This window comes from Streptomyces sp. NPDC020681, assembly GCF_044334895.1.
Taxonomy (GTDB): Bacteria; Actinomycetota; Actinomycetes; order Streptomycetales; family Streptomycetaceae; genus Streptomyces.
The window spans coordinates 15,576-35,807 of record NZ_JBIRTX010000038.1 but is presented as its reverse complement, the minus strand read 5'-3'; the positions used below and the strand labels follow the sequence as shown (position 1 = coordinate 35,807).

The 20,232-nt window shown below is 68.6% G+C and carries 17 protein-coding genes; 8 read left to right on the top strand and 9 right to left on the bottom strand.

What is annotated here, in order from left to right; translation table 11 throughout:
• Positions 1-361: 361 nt before the first annotated feature.
• From ACH4YL_RS39170 to thyX, 3 genes are all read right to left on the bottom strand, one after another.
• On the bottom strand, positions 362-2,047 hold the full coding sequence (locus tag ACH4YL_RS39170) for a ribonuclease J (protein ID WP_398512308.1): 1,686 nt from the start codon (positions 2,045-2,047) through the stop codon (positions 362-364).
• Between the two features lie 140 nt (positions 2,048-2,187).
• On the bottom strand, positions 2,188-3,087 hold the full coding sequence (gene dapA / locus ACH4YL_RS39165; protein WP_398512307.1) for a 4-hydroxy-tetrahydrodipicolinate synthase: 900 nt from the start codon (positions 3,085-3,087) through the stop codon (positions 2,188-2,190).
• Positions 3,088-3,348: 261 nt separating this feature from the next.
• Positions 3,349-4,089: an FAD-dependent thymidylate synthase gene (gene thyX / locus ACH4YL_RS39160; protein WP_398512306.1), complete on the bottom strand. Its 741-nt coding sequence runs from the start codon at positions 4,087-4,089 to the stop codon at positions 3,349-3,351.
• A gap of 162 nt (positions 4,090-4,251) precedes the next feature.
• Between thyX and ACH4YL_RS39155 the strand changes: the two genes are divergently transcribed.
• Both ACH4YL_RS39155 and ACH4YL_RS39150 read left to right on the top strand, forming a co-directional pair.
• A complete protein-coding gene (locus ACH4YL_RS39155; protein ID WP_398512305.1) occupies positions 4,252-4,491 on the top strand; it encodes a hypothetical protein in 240 nt (79 codons plus the stop codon).
• Between the two features lie 129 nt (positions 4,492-4,620).
• Entirely contained in the window at positions 4,621-5,172 is a 552-nt protein-coding gene (locus tag ACH4YL_RS39150) for a hypothetical protein (protein WP_398512304.1), read from the top strand.
• Positions 5,173-5,191: 19 nt separating this feature from the next.
• Here the strand turns inward: ACH4YL_RS39150 and ACH4YL_RS39145 are convergent, their stop codons facing one another.
• From ACH4YL_RS39145 to eccD, 6 genes are all read right to left on the bottom strand, one after another.
• A complete protein-coding gene (locus tag ACH4YL_RS39145) occupies positions 5,192-5,647 on the bottom strand; it encodes a hypothetical protein (protein ID WP_398512303.1) in 456 nt (151 codons plus the stop codon).
• Positions 5,647-6,399, bottom strand: coding sequence for a 4-hydroxy-tetrahydrodipicolinate reductase (gene dapB, locus ACH4YL_RS39140; protein WP_398512302.1), 753 nt, complete (start codon positions 6,397-6,399; stop codon positions 5,647-5,649). The genes ACH4YL_RS39145 and dapB overlap by 1 nt, the downstream gene beginning before the upstream one ends.
• Before the next feature lie 29 nt (positions 6,400-6,428).
• The gene (locus tag ACH4YL_RS39135) at positions 6,429-7,808 is read right to left on the bottom strand and encodes a M16 family metallopeptidase (RefSeq protein ID WP_398512301.1); all 1,380 of its coding nucleotides are present in this window, start codon (positions 7,806-7,808) and stop codon (positions 6,429-6,431) included.
• On the bottom strand, positions 7,805-10,027 hold the full coding sequence (locus tag ACH4YL_RS39130) for a polyribonucleotide nucleotidyltransferase (RefSeq protein WP_398512300.1): 2,223 nt from the start codon (positions 10,025-10,027) through the stop codon (positions 7,805-7,807). The genes ACH4YL_RS39135 and ACH4YL_RS39130 overlap by 4 nt, the downstream gene beginning before the upstream one ends.
• A 271-nt stretch (positions 10,028-10,298) precedes the next feature.
• Positions 10,299-10,589 carry a 30S ribosomal protein S15 gene (rpsO, locus tag ACH4YL_RS39125; protein WP_093600212.1) on the bottom strand — a complete coding sequence of 97 codons (291 nt, stop codon included), beginning with the start codon at positions 10,587-10,589 and terminating at the stop codon, positions 10,299-10,301.
• Between the two features lie 191 nt (positions 10,590-10,780).
• The gene (gene eccD / locus ACH4YL_RS39120) at positions 10,781-12,250 is read right to left on the bottom strand and encodes a type VII secretion integral membrane protein EccD (protein WP_398512299.1); all 1,470 of its coding nucleotides are present in this window, start codon (positions 12,248-12,250) and stop codon (positions 10,781-10,783) included.
• A gap of 183 nt (positions 12,251-12,433) precedes the next feature.
• Between eccD and eccCa the strand changes: the two genes are divergently transcribed.
• Genes eccCa through ACH4YL_RS39090 form a run of 6 tightly spaced genes read left to right on the top strand, consistent with a single transcriptional unit; the run spans position 12,434 to position 20,132 of the window.
• On the top strand, positions 12,434-16,387 hold the full coding sequence (gene eccCa / locus ACH4YL_RS39115) for a type VII secretion protein EccCa (RefSeq protein ID WP_398512298.1): 3,954 nt from the start codon (positions 12,434-12,436) through the stop codon (positions 16,385-16,387).
• A 21-nt stretch (positions 16,388-16,408) separates the two neighbouring features.
• Positions 16,409-16,918: a hypothetical protein gene (locus tag ACH4YL_RS39110; RefSeq protein WP_398512297.1), complete on the top strand. Its 510-nt coding sequence runs from the start codon at positions 16,409-16,411 to the stop codon at positions 16,916-16,918.
• Entirely contained in the window at positions 16,915-17,550 is a 636-nt protein-coding gene (locus ACH4YL_RS39105) for a hypothetical protein (protein WP_398512296.1), read from the top strand. Before ACH4YL_RS39110 ends, ACH4YL_RS39105 begins: the two co-directional genes overlap by 4 nt.
• Positions 17,550-19,223, top strand: coding sequence for a putative T7SS-secreted protein (locus ACH4YL_RS39100; RefSeq protein ID WP_398512295.1), 1,674 nt, complete (start codon positions 17,550-17,552; stop codon positions 19,221-19,223). The genes ACH4YL_RS39105 and ACH4YL_RS39100 overlap by 1 nt, the downstream gene beginning before the upstream one ends.
• Positions 19,224-19,266: 43 nt before the next feature.
• Positions 19,267-19,839, top strand: coding sequence for a type VII secretion system-associated protein (locus ACH4YL_RS39095; RefSeq protein WP_398512294.1), 573 nt, complete (start codon positions 19,267-19,269; stop codon positions 19,837-19,839).
• A 47-nt stretch (positions 19,840-19,886) separates the two neighbouring features.
• Positions 19,887-20,132 (top strand): DUF397 domain-containing protein, encoded by a 246-nt coding sequence (locus tag ACH4YL_RS39090; RefSeq protein ID WP_398512293.1) that lies wholly within the window; start codon positions 19,887-19,889, stop codon positions 20,130-20,132.
• Positions 20,133-20,232 lie beyond the last annotated feature (100 nt).

Below are 20,232 nucleotides of genomic sequence, written 5' to 3'. Positions count from 1 at the left end.
TGACTTTTGGCACGCTGTTGAGTTCTCAAGGAACGGACGCTTCCTTCGTACTCACCCTCACGGGCTTTCCTCCGGGCGCTTCCCTTCGGTCTTGCATTTCCAACCTTACCAGACCGTTTTCCCTACCGTTTCCGGTTAGGAATTCAATCCAATGGCCGTTGGAGAAGCCGTTTTGCCTTTGCCTTTCGGCGCACCCGACTTTATCAGAGATTCTGAGTCGGAATTCCCGCCCCGTTCGGAGGAGCCTTACGAGCGCGTGAGCGCTTCGGGTCCCCGTCAGGCGGAGCCGTAAACGTACTGGAGCGGAGCGCCTCGATGCAAATCGAGGGGCTCCGCTCCAGGAGTGACGATCGGTCAAGCCTCAGACCTCGACGACGACCGGGAGGATCATCGGGCGCCGGCGGTAGGTGTCGGAGACCCACTTGCCCACAACTCGGCGGACGAGTTGCTGCAGTTGGTGGGGCTCGGCGACGCCGTCGGACGCCGACTTGCCGATGGCGTCCTCGATCTTCGGGACCACTGCGCTGAAGGCCGAGTCCTCGATGCCGGAGCCGCGGGCGTGGATGTGCGGGCCGCCGACGACCTTGCCGGTGCTGGAGTCGACCACGACGAAGACCGAGATGATGCCCTCGTCGCCGAGGATGCGGCGGTCCTTCAGGGAGGCCTCGGTGACATCGCCGACCGAGAGGCCGTCCACGTACACATAGCCCGCCTGGACCTTGCCCACGATCTTGGCTTTGCCGTCGAGGAGATCGACGACCACGCCGTCCTCGGCGATGACGATGTGGTCCTTCGGGACGCCGGTCAGGGCACCGAGTTCCGCATTGGCACGCAGATGGCGCCATTCGCCGTGGACCGGCATCAGGTTCTTCGGCCTGCAGATGTTGTAGAAGTACAGGAGCTCGCCGGCCGATGCGTGGCCGGAGACATGCACCTTGGCGTTGCCCTTGTGGACGACGTTCGCGCCCCACCTCGTCAGGCCGTTGATCACGCGGTAGACCGCGTTCTCGTTGCCCGGGATCAGGGACGAGGCCAGGATCACCGTGTCGCCCGGGACGATGCGGATCTGGTGGTCGCGATTGGCCATCCGGGAGAGTGCCGCCATCGGCTCGCCCTGGGAGCCCGTGCAGACGAGCACGATCTCGTGGTCCGGGAGGTCGTCGAGCGTCTTGACGTCGACCACCAGACCGGCCGGGACCTTGAGGTAGCCCAGGTCCCGCGCGATGCCCATGTTGCGGACCATCGAGCGGCCGACGAAGGCCACGCGGCGGCCGTATTCGTGGGCCGCGTCGAGGATCTGCTGGATGCGGTGGACGTGGCTGGCGAAGCTGGCCACGATGATGCGCTTCTGGGCGTTCGCGAAGACCGTGCGCAGGACGTTGGAGATGTCCTTCTCCGGCGGGACGAAGCCCGGGACCTCGGCGTTCGTCGAGTCCGACAGCAGGAGGTCGATGCCCTCCTCGCTGAGGCGCGCGAAGGCGTGCAGGTCGGTGAGGCGGCCGTCCAGCGGGAGCTGGTCCATCTTGAAGTCGCCGGTGTGGACCGCCATGCCCGCGGGTGTGCGGATGGCGACGGCCAGCGCGTCGGGGATGGAGTGGTTGACCGCGATGAACTCGCAGTCGAAGGGCCCGATGCGCTCGCGGTGGCCCTCGGTCACCTCGAGCGTGTACGGGCGGATGCGGTGCTCCTGGAGCTTTGCCTCGATCAGCGCGAGGGTCAGCTTGGAGCCGATCAGCGGGATGTCCTGCTTCAGGCGGAGCAGGAACGGGACGCCACCGATGTGGTCCTCGTGGCCGTGCGTGAGCACGATGCCGTCGATGTCGTCGAGACGGTCCCGGAGGGTGGTGAAGTCCGGCAGGATCAGGTCGATGCCGGGCTGCTCCTCCTCAGGAAAGAGGACGCCGCAGTCGACGATGAGCAGTCGGCCGTCGTATTCGAAGACCGTCATGTTCCGGCCGATCTCTCCGAGACCGCCGAGCGGGGTGACGCGAAGGCCGCCCTTCGGAAGCTTCGGCGGGGCGCCGAGTTCAGGATGCGGATGACTCAAAAGACTCTCCTCACCACATACGCCACGTACCGCTAGAGGCACGTGGCGTACATGACATTCGTGCACTTGCTGTTGTCAGTTGTCAGTTGTCCGGCCTTACCGGCCGGATTTCTTCTCGTATTCAGTTGTGAAGTCTGTGATCAGAGCTCTACCCCACCGGCCGCGAGGTCGATCTTGAGCTGAGCGGTCTCCCCCGCGGAGAGCTCGACGAGCGGCAGCCGGAGCGGGCCGGCCGGGAGGCCCTTGAGGGCCAGCGCGGCCTTGGTGGTGATGACGCCCTGGGTCCGGAACATGCCGGTGAAGACCGGGAGCAGCTGCTGGTGGATCTCGGTGGCCTTCTGGACGTCACCGGTGAGGTGGGCGTCGAGGAGGGCGCGGAGTTCCGGCGTGACCACATGGCCGACGACCGAGACGAAGCCGATCGCGCCTACGGAGAGCAGCGGGAGGTTGAGCATGTCGTCGCCGGAGTACCAGGCGAGACGGCTGCGGGCGATGGCCCAGCTGGCGCGTCCGAGGTCGCCCTTGGCGTCCTTGTTGGCGACGATACGCGGGTGGTCGGCGAGGCGCACCAGAGTTTCGGTGTCGATCGGTACGCCGCTGCGGCCCGGGATGTCGTACAGCATCACCGGGAGCTCGGTGGAGTCCGCGATGGCTGAGAAGTGACGGAACAGGCCCTCCTGCGGGGGCTTGTTGTAGTACGGCGTCACCGCGAGCAGGCCGTGCGCGCCGGCGCGTTCGGCCGTGCGGGCGAGCTCGATGCTGTGGCGGGTGTCGTTGGTGCCGATGCCGGCCACGACATGGGCCCGATCGCCGACCGCTTCCAGTACGGCCCGTACGAGCTGGTCTTTCTCCGCGTCGCTGGTGGTCGGCGACTCTCCGGTGGTGCCGTTGATGATCAGGCCGTCGTTGCCTGCGTCCACCAGATGTGCGGCCAGGCGCTGGGCGCCGGCGAGGTCGAGTGCGCCGTCCGCCGTGAAGGGCGTGACCATGGCGGTGAGGACCCGCCCGAAGGGGGTCTGCGGAGTGGAGATCGGAGCCATGGGTAACACGCTACTCGCTGCTCAGTACGCTGTGTCCCCTTGGGGGACGTGACGTACGCCGTGACATGCGGAGCCCGGCACTGCCTGCTCGGGGGTTCAAGCAGTGCCGGGTCCGTTTGATCAGCCTAGATGAACTTCACGAAACACCGCAATGCGGACACTTCGCCGAGCTGGCCCGTACATCTGTCTCTGAGCGCGTGTTCAGCGCGCAACTTCAGCGCGCGCACGGCCCGAAGTCGCTGTCGGCCCAAGGAAATCCGCTCAGGGAGCGACGCGGCCATTTGCGTTGAAGGCGGCGTAGGTGAGCGGCATGAGCCGGGCCCACTGCTGCTCCATCTTCTCGCCGACCATCTCGATCTCCCGCTGCGGGAAGGACGGAACCGCCGCATCCTCGTGCTGCGTGCGCAGGCCGAGGAAGTGCATCAGCGAGCGGGCGTTGCACGTCGCGTACATGGAGGAGAAGAGGCCGACGGGCAGGACCGCGCGGGCGACCTCGCGGGCGATGCCGGCGCCCAGCATCTCCTGGTACGTCTCGTACGACCGGCGGTACGAGTCGACCATGGCCTCGCTGATGACCTTGTGCTGCTCCGGGCTGCCGTCGATGAAGACGTACTTGCCGGGGCGGCCCTCCTGGACCAGCTTGCGGTCCTGGCCCGGGACGTAGAAGACCGGCTGGAGCTCGCGGTAGCGGCCGGACTCCTCGTTGTACGACCAGCCCACGCGGTGCCGCATGAACTCGCGGAAGACGAAGATCGGTGCGCTGATGAAGAAGGTCATCGAGTTGTGCTCGAAGGGGCTGCCGTGGCGGTCCCGCATCAGATAGTTGATGAGGCCCTTGGAGCGCTCCGGGTCCTTCTGGAGCTCCTCCAGAGACTGCTCGCCGGCCGTGGAGACACGAGCGGCCCACAGCACATCGGAGTCTCCGGCGGTGTGCTTCACCAGCTCGACGGTGACATCGCTACGGAAACTGGGCGTCGCGGTCTCTGCGGGGGTGTCGGTCACCGACAGGGTCCTTCCAACGGCTGAGCTCGGGCGGCGCCCACTCTAGACCACCTCGCCGTACGACACTCTTCGGCTAATTCGGCGAAATCGGGCACCGATTCGGCCTGGCTCTCGTCTGTACCTGTAGCAGCGTCTGTCACACGAATCCGAGGAGAGTCCCTGATGTTCCGCCGGCGAGAGGCCGTCCCGTTCACGTTTGTCGCCGAGGCCGACCGCTTCCGCAGTAACGTCACTCCCCCGCCTCGTGAACGACCGAGCTTCTCCCAGCTCACGGGCCGTACGCTGGTCGGCCTGACCGTCGTCGCCGGGCTGGCCGGCGCTCTGCTGTTCGGGCTCCCTTCGCTGGAATCCACCCAGTCGCCGGGCCATGCGCAGCAGTCCGAGGCGTCCGACGGCCGCTGACTCTCCCCGTACAGCTTCATCGGGCGTGGCGGCACCCCCATGGCCCCCTGGGGTGGCCGGGGCCGTGGCGTCCTCGGTAGCCTCACCGGGCACAGCCGAATCGAGTGTGCTGGTGAGTGAGGATCAGTCGTGCCCCTGCCTTTTCTGACGGCCGACCGTGCATTTGGCACAAACGCCGACGATGTCGCGCTGCCCTTCGACGACCATGACCGCTGGCGGCGTCCGTACCGTCCCGGCCCGTGGCGGGTCGCGGCGGCCGCGCTGCTCCTGCTGCTTGCGTCGTTCGTGCTCCTCGCGGCGATGATCATCGCGTTCGCGGGTGCGGTGCCCGGTGCGGCGGCGTGTCTCGGTGTGGGCCTCGCGGTGATCGGCGCGTCGCTGCGGCTGCTGCGCATGGGTGCCTGGGTCAGCCGGCACGGGGTTCGGCGCGTGGCGTTCTTCTCGACGTCCACCGTTCCCTGGAGTCGCGCGTCGGCGGTGCGGACGGTGCAGCAGCCGGTGCGGTGGCTGGGGCTGCCGCGGACGGTGCAGGGGCAGGCGCTGGTGCTCGTGCGTCAGGGTGGCGAGCCGCTGCCGCTGATCACCGACCACAACGCGGACTTTCTCTCCCGGGTCGAGGCGTTCGACCGGGCGGCGGACACGGTTGAGGCGTGGGGCTCGGAGTACCGGGCGGTTCGGTAGCGGTAGTGGTAGCGGTAGCTCAGGCGGTGGGCACGGGCTTGCCGTCGTGCAGCGCTATCGCCCGTTGCATCGCCTTGCGGGCGCGTGGGGTGTCGCGGGCGTCGTGGTAGGCGACCGCCAGGCGGAACCAGGAGCGCCAGTCGTTCGGTGAATCCTCCGTCTCGGCACGCCGCCTGGCGAAGACCTCGTCCGCCGAGTCCCGGTCGATCCGTCCGCCCGGAGTGCGGACCAGTTCGTCGACCGGCAGTCCGCCCTCCGAGTCCAGCTCGGCCGCCAGCTGGTTGGCCTTGGTGACGAACTGGGTGTTCTTCCAGAGGAACCAGAGGCCGATCACCGGCAGGATCAGCACAGCGACGCCGAACGAGACGGTCAGGACCGTGCCGTGCTGTATGAGCATCACGCCACGGCTGCCGACCAGGACGAAGTAGACGACCAGGACGGCTGCCGTGACGAGGTAAGTGATCTTTGCGCGCATCAGCCCAGGTCCAGGAAGTGTTCCAGGCCGACGGTGAGGCCGGGAGTGGTCACCACTCGGCGGGCGCCGAGCAGGATGCCCGGCATGAAGCTGCTGTGGTGCAGCGAGTCGTGCCGGATGGTCAGCGTCTCGCCCTCGCCGCCCATCAGGACCTCCTGGTGGGCCAGCAGTCCGGCCAGCCGGACCGAGTGGACCCGTACGCCGTCCACGTCGGCGCCGCGCGCGCCGTCGAGTGCGGTGACTGTCCCGTCGGGCTGCGGTGCGCAGCCCGCCTCGGCGCGGGCGGCCGCGATCAGCTGGGCGGTGCGTGTGGCGGTGCCGCTGGGCGCGTCGGCCTTGTGCGGATGGTGCAGCTCGACGACCTCGACGGACTCGAAGAAGCGCGCCGCCTGCTGCGCGAACTTCATCGTGAGGACCGCGCCGATGGAGAAGTTCGGCGCGATCAGCACGCCGGTCTCCGGGGATGCGGCGAGCGAGGTGTTGAGCTGCGCGAGGCGTTCGTCGGTCCAGCCGGTGGTGCCGACGACCGCGTGGATTCCGTGCCGTACGCAGAAGTCGAGGTTGCCCATCACCGACGCCGGTGTGGTCAGTTCCACCACGACATTGGTGCCCGCGTCCACGAGCGTTTCCAGCTTGTCGCCCCGGCCGAGGGCCGCGACCAGTTCCATGTCGTCGGCGGCTTCGACGGCTCGTACGGCTTCCGAGCCGATACGTCCCTTGGCTCCGAGGACCGCCACGCGCAGCTTGCTCATTGCTCTCTTCCTTACGACTAGGAGAACGGTTAGGAGACCGCTTCGTGCAGGCGGTCCGCCTGCTTGTCCTTGAGCGGGCCGATCACCGACAGCGACGGCCGGTGTCCGAGGACCTCGGTGGCGACCGCGCGTACCTCGTCCGGGGTGACGGCGGCTATCCGCGTGAGCATGTCGTCGACGGACATCTGCTCGCCCCAGCACAGTTCGCTCTTGCCGATACGGTTCATCAGCGCGCCCGTGTCCTCCAGGCCCAGCACCGTGGAGCCGGAGAGCTGGCCGACGGCGCGGCCGATCTCCTCGTCCGTCAGGCCGTCCGACGCGACGCGGTCGAGTTCGTCGCGGCAGATCTTCAGGACGTCGTGCACCTGGCTCGGCCGGCAGCCCGCGTACACGCCGAAGAGTCCGCAGTCGGCGAAGCCGGAGGTGTACGAGTACACGCTGTAGGCGAGGCCGCGCTTCTCGCGGACCTCCTGGAACAGGCGCGAGGACATGCCGCCGCCGAGCGCCGTGTTGAGCACGCCGAGTGCCCAGCGCCGCTCGTCGGTGCGGGCGAGGCCCGGCATGCCGAGGACGACATGGGCCTGCTCGGTCTTGCGGTCCAGCAGCTCGACGCGGCCTGCCGTACGCAGCTCGCGGTGTCCGTCGCGGGGCTCGAGCGGGACCGCGTCCGTACGGGTCAGGGCGCCGGCCTTCTCGAAGGCGCGGCGGACCTGGCGTACGACGGTCGCGTGGTCGATGTTGCCCGCGGCGGCGACGACCAGATGGGTCGGGTCGTAGTGCTTCTTGTAGAAGCGGCGGACGCGCTCGGCGGTCAGTGCGTTGACGGTGTCGACGGTGCCGAGGACGGGCCGGCCGAGCGGCGTGTCGCCGAGCATGGTGTGCGCGAAGAGATCGTGCACGCAGTCGCCCGGGTCGTCCTCCGTCATCGCGATCTCTTCGAGGATGACTCCGCGCTCGGCGTCGACGTCCTCCTGGAGGATCAGCGAGCCGGTGAGCATGTCGCAGACGACGTCGATGGCGAGCGGCAGGTCGGTGTCGAGCACCCGCGCGTAGTAGCAGGTGTACTCCTTCGCCGTGAAGGCGTTCATCTCGCCGCCGACCGCGTCGATGGCGGAGGAGATGTCGAGGGCGGAGCGCTTGTGCGTGCCCTTGAAGAGGAGGTGCTCGAGGTAGTGCGTGGCGCCGTTCAGCGCGGGCGTCTCGTCGCGGGAGCCGACGTGCGACCAGATGCCGAACGTGGCGGAGCGCACGGAGGGCAGGGTCTCGGTTACGACGCGCAGGCCGCCGGGGAGGACGGTGCGGCGGACCGTGCCGATGCCGTTCTGGCCCTTCAGAAGCGTTTGGGTACGGGCGACGGCCCGCGCCTCCGTAGAGGTGCGGGCCGTCGGCCGGGAACTACGCGACGTCACTTGTCGGAGTCGTCCTTGTCAGCCTCGGCGGCTTCTTCGCCACCCTCGATCACGGGGATCAGGGAAAGCTTGCCGCGGGAGTCGATCTCGGCGATCTCGACCTGGACCTTGGAGCCCACCGCGAGCACGTCCTCGACGTTCTCCACGCGCTTGCCACCGGCGAGCTTGCGGATCTGCGAGATGTGCAGCAGGCCGTCCTTGCCCGGGAGCAGGGAGACGAACGCACCGAAGGTGGTGGTCTTGACGACCGTGCCCAGGTAACGCTCGCCGACCTCCGGCATGGTCGGGTTGGCGATGCCGTTGATCGTGGCGCGGGCGGCCTCGGCGGCCGGTCCGTCGGCGGCACCGATGTAGATGGTGCCGTCGTCCTCGATCGTGATGTCGGCGCCGGTGTCCTCCTGGATCTGGTTGATCATCTTGCCCTTGGGGCCGATGACCTCACCGATCTTGTCCACCGGGATCTTGACGGTGATGATCCGCGGGGCGTTCGGGGACATCTCGTCCGGGACGTCGATGGCCTCGTTCATCACATCGAGGATGTGGAGGCGTGCGTCGCGGGCCTGCTTCAGCGCGGCGGCCAGGACCGAGGCGGGGATGCCGTCGAGCTTGGTGTCGAGCTGGAGCGCGGTGACGAAGGTCTTCGTACCGGCGACCTTGAAGTCCATGTCACCGAACGCGTCCTCCGCACCGAGGATGTCGGTGAGGGTGACGTAGTGGGTCTCGCCCTCGATCTCCTGGGAGATCAGGCCCATGGCGATACCGGCGACGGGGGCCTTCAGCGGCACACCGGCGTTCAGCAGCGACATGGTGGAGGCGCAGACAGAGCCCATCGACGTGGAGCCGTTGGAGCTGAGCGCCTCGGAGACCTGGCGGATGGCGTACGGGAACTCCTCGCGCGTCGGCAGCACCGGCACGAGCGCACGCTCGGCCAGGGCGCCGTGGCCGATCTCGCGGCGCTTCGGCGAACCGACGCGGCCGGTCTCACCGGTGGAGTACGGCGGGAAGTTGTAGTTGTGCATGTAGCGCTTGCGGGTCACCGGGGAAAGGGTGTCCAGCTGCTGCTCCATGCGGAGCATGTTGAGGGTGGTGACGCCCAGGATCTGGGTCTCGCCGCGCTCGAACAGCGCCGAGCCGTGCACGCGCGGGATGGCCTCGACCTCGGCGGCGAGCGTACGGATGTCCGTGACGCCACGGCCGTCGATGCGGACCTTCTCCTTGATGACGCGCTCGCGCACCAGGGTCTTGGTCAGCGAGCGGTAGGCGGCGGAGATCTCCTTCTCGCGGCCCTCGAACTCCGGGAGCAGCTTCTCGCCGGCCAGCACCTTGACGCGGTCCAGCTCGGCCTCGCGCTCCTGCTTGCCGGCGATGGTGAGCGCCTGCGCGAGCTCGCTCTTGACCGCGGCGGTCAGGGCCTCCAGCACGTCGTCCTCGTAGTCGAGGAAGACGGGGAACTCGCCGGTCGGCTTGGCGGCCTTGGCGGCGAGGTCGGACTGCGCCTTGCACAGGGTCTTGATGAAGGGCTTCGCGGCCTCGAGGCCGGCGGCCACGATCTCCTCGGTCGGCGCCTCGGCGCCGCCCTTGACGAGCTCGATGGTCTTCTCGGTGGCCTCGGCCTCGACCATCATGATCGCGACGTCGCCGTCCTCCAGGACGCGGCCGGCGACCACCATGTCGAAGACGGCGTCCTCGAGCTCGGTGTGCGTCGGGAAGGCGACCCACTGGCCCTTGATCAGCGCGACACGAGTGCCGCCGATCGGGCCGGAGAAGGGCAGGCCGGCCAGCTGCGTGGAGCAGGAGGCGGCGTTGATGGCGACCACGTCGTACAGGTGGTCGGGGTTGAGCGCCATGATCGTCTCGACGACCTGGATCTCATTGCGCAGGCCCTTCTTGAAGGAAGGGCGCAGCGGGCGGTCGATCAGGCGGCAGGTGAGGATCGCGTCCTCGGAGGGCCGGCCCTCCCGGCGGAAGAAGGAGCCGGGGATCTTGCCGGCCGAGTACATCCGCTCCTCGACGTCCACCGTGAGGGGGAAGAAGTCGAGCTGGTCCTTGGGCTTCTTGGACGCGGTGGTGGCAGACAGCACCATGGTGTCGTCGTCCAGGTAGGCGACGGCGGAGCCGGCGGCCTGACGGGCCAGACGGCCCGTCTCGAAGCGGATGGTGCGGGTGCCGAAGGAACCGTTGTCAATAACGGCCTCGGCGTAGTGGGTCTCGTTCTCCACTAGCGTTTTCTCCGATACTTTTCGTCTTTCGTCCCTACGCCCGTGTGGCGGGGGACGCGGAGAAGCTCTCGTTCTGCGGGCCGGTCTTCGATCGAAGCACCCGGGGTTGGGGGGTCCGGGAGCCACTACCGAGGACCGGCGGCGGCGAGGCGGCTTCTCGCTCGTTCTGTGTTGCGTTGTGCGACCAGACTAAATGCGTTCCGGTACGGAGCGCACGTACAGCAAAGGGAGCGGCCCCCTATGAGTGGGAACCGCTCCCTTCCACAGCGTCTTACTTGGCGCCGCCGGCCGCACCACGGCGGATGCCGAGGCGGTCGACGAGGGCACGGAAGCGCTGGATGTCCTTCTTGGCCAGGTACTGCAGCAGACGGCGGCGCTGGCCGACCAGGATCAGCAGACCACGGCGGGAGTGGTGGTCGTGCTTGTGGGTCTTGAGGTGCTCGGTCAGGTCCGAGATGCGGCGGGAAAGCATCGCGACCTGAACCTCGGGGGAGCCGGTGTCGCCCTCCTTGGTGCCGAACTCGGTCATGATCTGCTTCTTCGTAGCGGCGTCGAGAGACACTCGGTACTCCTCTTTTGGTGTTCGCGCGCCCACGAGTGCCCCTGGTCTTGATCTCAGGGGAGCTTCCGTGACTCGGAGGCGAAGGTCCGATGAGCGCTGCTCCCAGAAACTCCGGGAGCGCGTACACAAACGGCCGTCACACAGAGTACCAGCCCGCGGGACCTCTTCTGACTGGCCGGTCAGGGCCCGTACTAGCTGGTCAGCGAACGAGCGGCATTGAAGACGTCGAGCACGGCCAGGCAGAGCGGCACCAGCGAGAGCAGCACCAGGCTCTCGGTGAGGTCGAGGAGACGGCCCCAGAAGGGCGAGAGGCCCTTCCTCGGGATGACCAGGCCGATCGCGGTGATCAGTGCGGCACCGGCGGCGACGGCGGCGGTGAGCCAGATCGTACGGATGTCCAGGCCGCCCCGGTCGTTGTACATCAGCAGGTCCTTGACCAGGTCGACCGGCGGGTTCAGCGAGAGGCCGAGCACCAGCAGCGCGATGGCGACGATTCCGGCGACCAGGGTGCAGGCGACCTGCGAGGTGTAGCGGAAGAGACGGGCGCGCAGCAGCATCGCCAGGCCGGCGGTCAGGGCGAGGAGCTGGCCCCACAGGCTGCTGGAGAAGCCGAGCACGGCGGCGCAGCCGACGACGACCGCGGCGCAGCCGCCGACCAGACCGAGCAGCATCTCGTGACCGCGGCGGGCCTGCATGGCGATGCGCTCGGAGTCGACGGGCTCGGCGTCCGGGGTCTCGTTCGGGTCGGCGTTGTAGTCGTCCTCGGCGGCGCTGCGCGGGGATGCGTAGCCGATCGGCAGCCGGGCGAAGCGCGCGGAGAGTCCGGGCAGGAAGGCGACCAGGCCGATCGCGACGGGTGCGACGACGGCGGCCGTCTCGGTGGCGGTCGACTCGGTGAGGATCGCGACGAAGGTGGCGAGCGAGCCGGTGGCGCTGAGGAAGGTGGCGGCGACGAACGGGGCGTCGCCGCTCGGCGTCAGCGAGACCAGGGTGACCGAGGCGACCAGGACGGTGACGCAGCCGAGCAGGAACTGCAGCTTGCCCGGGCCGGCGCCGGCGTCCGGGCCGATGATTCCGGATCCGGCGATGAGCAGCAGCGGCAGTGCGCCGAGGCCGAGTGCTACGGCGGTGGCCCGGTCCGAGTAGACCCGGGCCCGTACGCCGGCGAAGGCGGTGAGCAGCAGTCCGGCCGCGCCCGCGATGATGCCGGGCAGGCTGTGCATGTCGTGGCGGACCGGGTCGGCGAACCAGAGCACGAAGCCCATCAGGACGAGCAGCAGCACGCCGCCGACGAGGCCGGCGCCGCGCAGCAGGTCGTCGCTCCACAGATGACGGTCGCGCACCACGGCGGAGGCGACGGCATCTGACACATCGTCAAAAACGGCGGGCGGCAGCGACTCCGCGAACGGGCGCAGGCTGAGGACTTCGCCGTCGAGCACCTGCTGCGCGGAGAGCGAGCGCGCTCCGTCGAGCACGGTGCCGTCGCGGCGGACCAGGTGGTACCCGGTCGGAGTGCCCGGAGACTGCGTCTGGCCGGTGAGGCGCAGGATTTCCGGGTAGACGTCGGCGACGGCGATGTCCTCGGGGAGGGCGACATCGATACGGCTGTCCGGCGCCACGACGGTGACGCGGCAGAAGCCGGTCGCTGCGGTCGTACTCACTGTCTGGACCCCCTGATTCGCGGTTGCGCACACTGCGCGCGCCACCCTACCGGGACACAGCTGGTGGGTCTGCAAGTAGGATCACCGTCGCGCGGAGGGAAGTCCGCAGCAAAGGCAGTCACGGGGGCGCCGGCGCGGAATTTGCCCGTCCGTCTTCGTCCGTATCGAGGGATTGATGCTCCGGTGAGCCAGATCGTCGTGAAACGCCCGCCGAGGTCGCTGCCGCCCGAAGTACCCACGGAGGCACTGGCCCTGGAGGCTCCTCCCGAGCTGCCGCGGGGGCAGCAGGAGGGCATGCTGATGCAGATCCTGCCGGTCCTCGGCATGGGTTCATCAGTGGTCTTCTTCTTCTCGCCGCAGGCACCTCCGTTCATGCGCATCATGGGTGTGCTGATGCTGGTCTCGACGGTCGCCATGGTCGTCGCCCAGGTCGTCAGATTCCGGCGCGGTACGCAGGGGCAAATGGCAGATGTCCGCCGCGACTACCTCAAATACCTCGCGCAGACGCGCCGTACGGTCCGCAAGACCGCGCGCAAGCAGCGGGACGCGCAGCTGTATCTGCACCCGTCGCCCGAACAGCTGTGGTCCGTGGTGGCCGAGGGTTCGCGGGTGTGGGAACGGCGCGTGGGCGACAAGGACTTCGCGCAGGTGCGCGTCGGCCTCGGCGCGCAGCAGCTGGCCACGCCGCTGGTCGCGCCGGACACCGCTCCGGTGGACGAGCTGGAGCCGCTGTCGGCCGGTGCGATGCAGCAGTTCCTCGCGGTGCACGGTTCGCTCGACGGGCTGCCGATGGCGGTCTCGATGCGCGCCTTCTACCACGTGACGATCTCCGGCGAGCCGGAGTCGGCGCAGTCCGCCGCGCGGGCGCTGGTCTCCCAGTTGGTGACGCTGCAGTCGCCCGAGGACCTGATGGTCGCGGTCGTCGCGGCGCCCGGCGCGGTCGCGCGCTGGGACTGGACCAAGTGGCTGCCGCACAACCAGGTGCCGGGCCAGGTCGACGGAGCAGGTACGAAGCGGCTGTTCGGCGACGACCTCGGCGAGCTGGAGCAGCTGCTGCACAGCCGCCTGGACGGGCGGCCGCGGTTCAGCCGGGAAAACCAGCCGGTCTTGGACCAGCCGCACATCGTCGTCGTACTGGACGGCGGAATGGTCCCGCCGGACTCACTGTTCGCGGCGCCCGAGGGACTGCAGGGCGTCACCATCGTCGAGGTCGTCTCCGGCGACCTCGACGAGCAGCGCGGCGGTCTCTCGGTGGTCGTACGGCCCGGACGGCTGCGCCTGGAGTCGGGTCACCGGGTCGCGTACGAGGGTGTGCCGGACGGGATCTCGCTGCCGGCCGCCGAGGCGCTGGCGCGTCAGCTCGCTCCGCTGCGGATGGGCGGTGGCGACGACGACGAACCGCTGCTGGCCAACCTGGACTTCACGGACCTGCTGAATCTCGGCGACGCGGGCTCGGTCGACGTGTCCCGCACCTGGCGGCCGCGGTCGACGGCCGAACGGCTGCGCGTGCCGATCGGTATCGGCGAGGACGGCCAGCCGGTGATGCTGGACCTCAAGGAGGCCGCGCAGGAAGGCATGGGCCCGCACGGTCTGTGTGTCGGCGCGACCGGTTCCGGCAAGTCGGAGCTGCTGCGGACGCTGGTTCTCGGTCTCGCGGTCACGCACTCCTCGGAGACGCTCAACTTCGTTCTCGCGGACTTCAAGGGTGGTGCGACCTTCGCCGGAATGTCGCAGATGCCGCATGTCGCGGCCGTCATCACCAACCTTGGCGACGACCTGACGCTGGTCGACCGCATGGGCGACGCGATCCGCGGTGAGCTGCAACGCCGCCAGGAGCTGCTGCACAAGTCCGGCAACTACGCGAACATCCACGACTACGAGAAGGCGCGTGCGGCGGGTGCTCCGCTGGAGCCGCTGGCCTCGCTGGTCCTGGTGCTCGACGAGTTCTCCGAACTCCTCACCGCCAAGCCCGACTTCATCGACATGTTCATCCAGATCGGCCGTATCGGCCGTTCGCTGGGCGTGTATCTGCTGCTGGCCTCGCAGCGTCTCGAGGAAGGAAAGCTGCGCGGCCTGGACACCTATCTCTCGTACCGGATCGGTCTGCGGACGTTCTCGGCGGCCGAGTCGCGTACGGCGATCGGTGTGCCGGACGCGTACCACCTGCCGTCGGTGCCCGGTTCCGGCTATCTGAAGTTCGGCACCGAGGAGATGACCCGCTTCAAGGCGGCCTACGTCTCCGGTACGTACCGCACCGGCGGGCCGGATCTGTCGGTCGGCCAACTGCCCATCGAGCGGCGGCCCGCCGTCTTCACCGCGGCGCCCGTGCCGGTGGTCTACGCGGCTCCCGACCCGGCCGCCGCCACTACCAGCACGGCCGACGACGACGCGCTCGCGGACACGGTCCTCGATGTGATCGTGCGCAAGCTGGAGGGCCAGGGCGTGCCCGCGCACCAGGTGTGGCTGCCGCCCCTGGACCAGGCGCCGACGCTGGACCAGCTGCTGCCGGGGCTCGCGCCGACCGCCGAGCGCGGCCTCACCGCGACCGAGTACACCCGTCCGGGCGGGCTCACCGTCCCGCTGGGCCTCATCGACAAGCCCTTCGAGCAGCGGCGTGAGGTGCTGTACCGGGACTTCTCCGGTGCGGCGGGCCACATGATGGTCGTCGGCGGTCCGCAGTCCGGTAAGTCGACGATGATGCGGACGCTGATCTCGTCGTTCGCGCTCACCCACACACCGAGCGAAGTGCAGTTCTACTGCCTGGACTTCGGCGGTGGCGGTCTGTCCTCGCTGTCGGACCTGCCGCATGTCGGCGGTATCGCCTCACGTCTCGACCCGGAGCGGGTCCGGCGTGCGGTCGCCGAGGTGATGGGCGTACTGAACCGGCGTGAGGAGTTCTTCCGCTCCAACAACATCGACTCCATCGCCACCTTCCGGCGCAAGCGCGCGGCCGGTGAACTGCCCGGCGAGGCCTGGGGAGACGTCTTCCTGGTCATCGACGGCTGGGGCGGCTTCAAGAACGACTACGAAATGCTGGAGCCGGTGATCAACGACCTCGCTGCGCGTGGTCTGGGCTACGGCATCCATGTCGTCATCACCGCCGCCCGCTACATGGAGGTCCGCGCGGCCCTCAAGGACCAGATGCTGGGCCGGCTCGAGCTGCGCCTCGGTGATGTCATGGACTCCGAGTTCGACCGCAAGGTCGCGGCGAACGTGCCGACCGGTGTGCCGGGCCGTGGCCAGGTGCCCGAGAAGCTGCACTTCATGACGTCCCTGCCGCGTATCGACTCGATCAGCAGCTCCTCCGATCTGTCGGAGGCCACAACGGCGTTCGTCCAGGCGGTCAAGAGCAACTGGACGGGCGCGCCCGCTCCGGCGATCCGGCTGCTGCCGCGCCGGCTGCCGGCGGAGCAGCTGCCGAAGGGCTTCGAGTACCCGCAGCACGGCATCGCGATCGGCATCGACGAGACCAACCTGGCGCCGGTGTTCGTGGACTTCGAAACCGACCCGTTCTTCCTGGTCTTCGGCGAGAGCGAGTCCGGCAAGACCTCGCTGCTGCGGCTGATCGCCAAGCAGATCACCGAGCGCTACACGCCCGAGCAGGCGCGGATCGTGGTCGGCGACTACCGGCGCACGATGCTGGAGGCGGTGCCTTCCTCGCATCTGCTCGAGTACGCGCCGATGACGTCCGCGATGGAAATGCACATGGACGCGATCAACACGGTCATGGGCAAGCGCGCGCCGAAGCCGGACATCACGCCTCAGCAACTGCGCGACCGCAGCTGGTGGACGGGCCCGCAGTTGTTCGTCATCATCGACGACTACGAACTGGTCGCCACCAACTCGGGCAACCCGCTCTCGGTGCTGGCGGAGAATCTGCCGTTCGCGCGTGATGTCGGCATCCGCTTCATCATCGCGCGCAGCGCGGCGGGCGCTTCACGAGCCATGTACGAATCATTCATGCAACGTGTGAAGGAACTCGGCGCGCAGGGCGTTATTCTCGCAGGTGATCCGGGCGAGGGGGACATCCTCGGCAACGTCCGGGCGCGTCCGATGCCTCCGGGGCGTGGCACCTTCGTGTCCCGCAAGCGGGGTACACCGCTGGTCCAGGTGGGCTGGCTGCCGGATCAGCAGTAGCGCGAAAGGCACGTCACAGCAATGAACTTCGACGAGCTGTGGGGCAAGGTCCGGGCGGAGTCGACCGACCGCGTCGTGAGCGGTGAGGCACCGCCCGGTGCTCGCGATGCCGCGGCCGCGGCAGACGCCGACGACCTGAACGGGATGACCGAGCAGGACGTCGAGGAGGCCCGGGAAGCGGTCCTCGAGCGGATCGCCCACTTCCGCAGCTCGGTGGTTCTGGTGCCGCTGGACGCCAAGGGCGGTCTGTGGACCGTCGAACTCGGCGGCATCAGCTGGATCTGTGCCTTCTCCGGCGAAGCGGCGCTGGCCCGGTTCGCCGAGGCGCGCGGGGACGAGTCCCGGGAGTGGACGTACCGCAAGGTGCTCGGCTCCCGACTGCTCGACGACGTGGTGCCGGCCGTCGACTTCCCGTGCGGGGTCGCGCTGGACCCGGGCAGCCCGGACGGGACGGTCTTCCCGCCCGTGACGGGGATCGTGCCGGACAGAGCGGCGGTCGACAACAGCGCATACGGGGAGAGTGACGCATGACCGATCCGGATCTCGCAGCGAGCAAGGAAGCCCTCGCACTGATCGCCCAGGGCATCACCGGTGCCCTGGGCGAGCTCAAGGAGCTCGGCATGGTCGGCGAGGCGAGCATGGGCCGCGGCTTCTCCGATCTGGCGCTGACCGGGATGGAGACGGGCCACGACAGTCTCACCGCGACGCTCAAGACGTACTGCGAGCGCTGGGAGTGGGGAGTGCGCTCGCTGGTGCAGCAGGGCAACAGCTTCGCCCAGCAGGTCGGTCTCTCGGCGGGTGTCTTCCACGAGCAGGAGCAGTACCTCGGCGGCGCGTTCAAGGTGCTGACGAACTCGGCGATCGGCAATCCGTACGCCACCGAGGAAGAGGTCATCAACCAGGACTGGGGCGAGGTGCTGTCCAGCAACCCGTACACCCACATACGCGACGCGGACTACAGCGCCGAGTCCTTCCAGACGTCCGGTGAGAACAGCGCGCAGGCGTGGAAGGACACCGCCTGGGACGTCAGTACGTCCACGTCCGTGAGCAACAGCATCATCGACGCGGCAGGGCTGCGCGACGATGTGAACGAAGGCATGCGCGACACCTTCGGCCCATCGCCGGAGGAACGCGCCAAGCAGCAGCAGGCCGGGGGTGAGTGATGGGGCTCGGGGATCTCATCGACGGCGGCAAGGACCTGCTCAACAGCGGTCTGTCCACGGTCGAAGAGGGCATTGACGCCGGGAAGAGGGCCGCCAGCGAGGCGGTCGACTGGACCACGGACCGGGTCGGCGACGGCCTGGAGTACGTCGGCGCCGAAGGGCTCGCGGACACCGTGGAGGACTGGGGCGACGATGTCGCGTCCGACCTCGGCGCCTCCGTCGGCGAACAGCAGCTCGGCCAGACCGAGCAGGCCAACGAGCTGGTGCACGGCAAGCCGGACAAGATCCGCGAGACGGCCAAGCATCTCGCCGACTTCCACACCGCGTTCGACAAGGTCGGGCAGGGCATGCGCAAGCTCGACTCCTCCCACTGGAAGGGCGCTTCGGCGGACGCCTTCCGGGAGAAGTTCGCGATGCAGCCGAGCCAGTGGCTGCACGCCGCGGACGCCTGCGAGTCGGCGGGCAAGGCCCTCGACAAGTACGCCGACACGGTCAAGTGGGCGCAGGACAAGGCCCAGGAGGCGATCGACCTCTACAAGAAGGGCAAGGACGCCTCGGACAAGGCCGTCGACGCGTACAACACGAAGGTCGACGCCTACAACGCGGCGCGCAACGGTTCTGACCCGCTGCCCAAGCCGGCGGAGTTCAGCGACCCGGGCAAGGCCCAGCGCGACCGCGCGCAGGAGATCCTGAACGAGGCACGCAGGCAGCGCAATGAGGCGGCGGACACGGCCAAGACCGCGGTCGACGGCGCGATGGCGCACGCTCCTAAGGAGCCGCCGCCGCTGGACCGCGCGGCCGCGATGGCCATCGACGGCTACGGCGCTCTGAACGTCGAAGGCGCCCATGTGATCGGCGGCGTGGTCAAGGGCACGGCGGGCCTGCTCAACTTCGCCCGAGGCCTCAACCCGCTGGACATCTACAACATCACGCACCCGGCGCAGTACATGCAGAACGTCAATATGACGCTCGCCGGGCTGGTTTCCACCGCCGCGCACCCCGAACGCATCCCGGGCGCGCTCATCGACAGCTTCAAGAAGGACCCGAGCGAGGGCATCGGCCGGCTGCTGCCCGAGCTCATCGGAACGAAGGGCCTGGGCACCGCCCGTACGGGCCTGCGCGTCGCCGCCAGGGAAGGCGTGGAGACCGCCGCGGAGAATACGATCCGCCGGGGCGCCGACGACGTCGCAACGCCGCGGCATCTGCCTGATCCGCCGCGGACGAACGACCCGCTGCACGCGGCGGCCGACCGCACGGTGGACGCCTCCAGGCTCCCCGACGACGCCGTGTGGCGCACCTCCGACGAGCCGCTGTGGCGCAACGACAACCGCCCGCCGTCCGAGATCTTCAACGACGGCTTCCAGCCGTGGAACAACCACAACACCGACCTCGCCGGCTATGTGCGCAACAACGACCACTCGGTGTACGTGGGCACGACGCGCGACCCGAACCTGGGCTGGGACACGACGTACCGGTACGACGTGGACGCGCCCGGCGGCATCGACGTCAACAAGACCATCCCGGACAACATCTTCTCCAACGAGCAGGAGATCGCCTTCCCGGGCGGTGTGCGCTCGGAGAACATCAAGGGCGCCTATGAGCGGCTGCCCGACGGATCCTTCGGCAACTACATCCCGAATCCGCACTACAACCCGGACGCGGCACCGAAATGACCTCTGACGCCCTCTCCTTTGCCGCCTTCTCCTTGGAAGACCTGTGACCGAACAGAACAGCAATCGCCCGGAGCCCGAGCTCACCCAGGAGCTGCGGGACCAGGCCAGGCGCGCTCCGGGGAGCTGGCTGTACTCCATCGACCCGATGTACGACCCGGCCGGCACCGTACCGCCGTACGCGATCCTCGGGGCATGGCAGGTCGACGCCAAGGGCGAGCCGGGCCCCTTCACGCACAATCCGAACTACCGTCCCTCCCCCGCCAGTCTGGGTCTTCCCGAGCCCACCGATCCGGTGGACGCGGCGCTTCAGCTCGCGGCGACCGGCCACGGCCCGGACCAGGCGGTCGTCGACGCGCTCGCCGCCGCCACGGTGTATCTGCCGGACGACGGCGACGACATCGCTGTGTACACCGACGACGAGGGCCGCTTCGTGCCGGTGCTGACGGATCCCGGGCATGCACCGGCCACCGTCGAGCGGCTGCGGCCCGTGCAGTGCGCCGAGTTGCTGAAGCTGCTTCCCGCGGACGTGGCTCTGAAGCTCAACCCCGGCGCGCGGGTCTCGGTGCGCATCCCCTCCGCCGATGTGCGCGCCACGCTGGACCGCCCTGCCCAGTAGGGTGGTTGAGCACCTCGTTCGACAGATCTGTGGGAGGGACCGCGCCGATGGCTGACGCAAGCGAGAAGGAACGCCAGAAGGAAGAGCTGTACGCCCTCGACATCTCGGGTGTGGAGTGGCTCAGCGCGCCCGGCACGAGCGAGGACGAGGAGCGCGTGGAGATCGCGCATCTGCCGGACGGGGCGGTCGCGATGCGTTCGTCGCTGGAGCCGGAGACGGTGCTGCGGTACACCGAGGCGGAGTGGCGGGCGTTCGTACTCGGGGCGCGCGACGGCGAGTTCGACCTCAAGTAGATCAACCGGACATACGGCGAGGGGGGGGGGGGGGGGGGGGGGGGGGCCCCCCCCCCCCGCGGGGGGGCGCGCGGGGGGGGGGGGGGGGGGGCAGGAGGCT